This is a genomic window from Dialister sp. UBA1703 (assembly GCA_002320515.1).
Lineage (GTDB): Bacteria > Bacillota > Negativicutes > Veillonellales > Dialisteraceae > Dialister.
The window spans coordinates 1-2629 of the sequence record DCJJ01000051.1 but is presented as its reverse complement, the minus strand read 5'-3'; the positions used below and the strand labels follow the sequence as shown (position 1 = coordinate 2629).

Sequence of the window (2629 nt, the reverse complement as noted above, 5' to 3'; positions counted from 1 at the left end):
GCCCTGGTTCCAGAACTGGGTGCCGATGTAGCCGCAGGTTCTCCGGGCCACGCTCATCTTGTGCTGGTCCCGGTTGCCGCAGTTGGGGCATTCCCATACCAGTTTGCCGTTTTCGTCTTCCACGATTTTGATTTCTCCGTCGTAGCCGCAGACCATGCAGTAGTCGCTCTTGGTGTTCAGTTCGGCGTACATGATGTTTTCATAAATATACTTCATCACCGTGAGGACGGCGGGAATATTGGTCTGCATATTCGGCACTTCGATGTAGGAGATAGCGCCGCCGGGGGAGAGTTTCTGGAAGTCCGATTCAAATTTCAGCTTATGGAAGGCGTCGATCTTTTCAGCCACATGGACATGGTAGCTGTTGGTAATGTAGTTCTTGTCGGTGACGCCGGGGATGATGCCGAACCGCTTCTGCAAACATTTCGCAAATTTGTAGGTGGTGGATTCCATGGGGGTGCCGTAGACGGAGTAGGAAATATTTTCCGCTTTTCTCCATTCCGTGCATTTGTCGTTCAGTTTCTGCATGACGGCCAGGGCAAACTTTCTGCCTTCGTCGGTGGTGTGGGATACGCCCAGCATGCGGACGCACATTTCATAGAGGCCTGCATAGCCCAAGGAAATGGTGCTGTAGTTGTTGAAAAGGAGTTTGTCGATGGTTTCGCCTTTCTTCAGTCTTGCCAGGGCGCCGTACTGCCAGAGAATGGGGGCCACGTCGGACACGGTGCCCAGAAGCCGTTCGTGGCGGCAGCGGAGGGCCCGGTGGCAGAGTTCCAGCCGGTCTTCCAGAATCTTCCAGAAGCGGTCCATGTCTCCGTCGGAGGAGCAGGCCACGTCCACCAGGTTGATGGTGACTACGCCCTGGTTGAAACGGCCGTAGTATTTGTGTTCGCCATGGGGTCCAAGGCCTTCGGTGTCAGGAGTGAGGAAGCTGCGGCAGCCCATGCAGGGGTATACGTCGCCGTTCTTCAGGCTCTTCATGATTTTGGCGGAAATGTAGTCCGGTACCATTCTCTTGGCAGTGCATTCGGCAGCCAGTTTGGTGAGGTAGTAGTAGGGGGAGTCGTCATGGATATTGTCTTCATCCAGCACGTAAATGAGCTTCGGGAAGGCAGGGGTAATCCATACGCCCTTTTCGTTCTTCACACCCTGCATTCTCTGGCGGAGCACTTCTTCGATAATCATGGCCAGATCTTTCCGGGTCTGTCCATCCGGCACTTCGTCCAGGTACATGAACATGGTGACGAAGGGGGCCTGTCCGTTGCAGGTCATGAGGGTGATGAGCTGGTACTGGATGGTCTGGATGCCCGATTTGATTTCTTCCTTCAGGCGGCGTTCCACGATTTTTTCAATAATGGCTTTGTCCATGAATTCGCCGGTTTCTTCTCTTTCTGCTATCACTTCTTTCGTGATTCTCTTACGGCTGATGTCCACGAAGGGAGCCAGGTGGGCCAGGGTGAAGGACTGTCCGCCGTACTGGTTCGATGCCACCTGGGCCACGATCTGGGTGGTGACGTTGCAGGCGGTGAAGAAGGAATGGGGCTTCTCGATCATGGTCTGGCTGATGACGGTGCCGTTCTGCAGCATGTCTTCCAGATTGATGAGGTCGCAGTTGTGTTCCCTCTGGGCGAAATAGTCGGCGTCGTGGAAATGGATGATGCCTTCTTCATGGGCCCTCACGATTTCTTCCGGCAGCAGCAGTCTCTTGGTGAGATCCTTGGATACTTCGCCGGCCATGTAGTCACGCTGGGTGGAATTGATGACAGGGTTCTTGTTGGAGTTTTCCTGCTTTACTTCCTCGTTGGACAGGTCGATTAAGGAGAGGATGCCGTCGTCGGTGGTATTGCTCTTGCGGGAAATCTCTCTCTTGTAGCGGTAGCGCACATATTTCTGGGCCACTTCATAGCCCCTCATTTCCATAATGCCCGTTTCCACCATGTCCTGAATGTCCTCCACATTCACCGCATGGGGATAGGAAGCAATCTTCTTGGCAATATTGTCTGCCACGGCGCGGATCTGGAATTCATTCATCTGGTGGATGGATTCCACTTCCCTGTTCGCCTTGCCGATGGCGTTTACAATTTTGGAAATATCAAAAGACACTTCCTGCCCGTTTCTCTTGATGACATTCGTCTTTACATGAATGACGTCCATATGATCCCTGTTTTCCATGACAAACACTCCCCTGTGTACTTCTTGCATATGATTCTCTGCGATTATAGCGGTTTTCGATAAAATCATGCATTATACTAAATATAGTTCAAAAATAGAAATAAAGGCACAAGATGTTGTACCGCAGATAATCATACACCAAGTGGCAGGAAAAGGGAATAGACAGAATCCGTCCTTCCGCCATTCTAATTTTCCGTTCGCCGGCAGGATAATTCGAAAAATGCTGATATTCATAGAAAAGGGGAGATTTTAAAGAAATCAAATTCCGGGAGGGGAACTTATGGAATTTTTCTATAGCTATGTATAAGGGATGGGGAGTGGGGACCTGGGCGGTGCTTTCCAGTATTCCCGAAGGTTGACGCCCGCTTTCGCGGGCGAGGGTTGATGGCGCCGCCGGGCCTTACGGCCCTGGGCGCCAAGGGTTCTGCCTGTGATCGGCTTCGCCTTACAGGCAGTT

1 protein-coding gene is annotated in these 2629 nt (G+C 52.0%); it reads right to left on the bottom strand.

The genetic code is table 11. From position 1 onward, the window contains the following. The coding region (gene nrdD, locus B2Y11_RS02355) for an anaerobic ribonucleoside-triphosphate reductase (protein ID WP_291055689.1) at window positions 1–2172 on the bottom strand (2172 nt) is incomplete at its 3' end. Between the last annotated feature and the right edge of the window lie 457 nt (window positions 2173–2629).